This is a genomic window from Sabulibacter ruber (genome assembly GCF_017355955.1).
Taxonomy (GTDB): Bacteria; Bacteroidota; Bacteroidia; order Cytophagales; family Hymenobacteraceae; genus Nibribacter; species Nibribacter ruber_A.
Genome location: NZ_JAFFID010000139.1, coordinates 1 through 269 on the forward strand (window position 1 = coordinate 1; position 269 = coordinate 269).

The following is a 269-nucleotide window of genomic DNA, read 5'->3' on the forward strand; positions in this document are numbered from 1 at the left end:
CGAGAATCTGGTGCTGCGCTCCGGCCTCGTCATGAAGCCGGTGATGACCAAGGCGAAGTCCGCGCCCAAGCGCGTCGTCTACGCCGAGGGCGAGGATCCGCGCGTCCTGCGCGCGGCCCAGGTGGCGGTGGACGAGGGCATCGCCCAGCCGGTCCTGATCGGCCGGACCGAGGTGATCCAGCGCTGCATCGGCGAACTCGGCCTGCGGCTGAAACCGGGCAAGGACGTGGAGGTCATCGAGATCATCCGCGACATGCGCTATCACAGCT

At 68.0% G+C, this 269-nt stretch carries 1 protein-coding gene; it reads left to right on the forward strand.

Annotated elements, in window-relative coordinates; all coding sequences use genetic code 11:
* The coding region (locus JT719_RS24785) for a phosphate acyltransferase (protein ID WP_278251906.1) at window positions 1-269 on the forward strand (269 nt) is incomplete at both ends.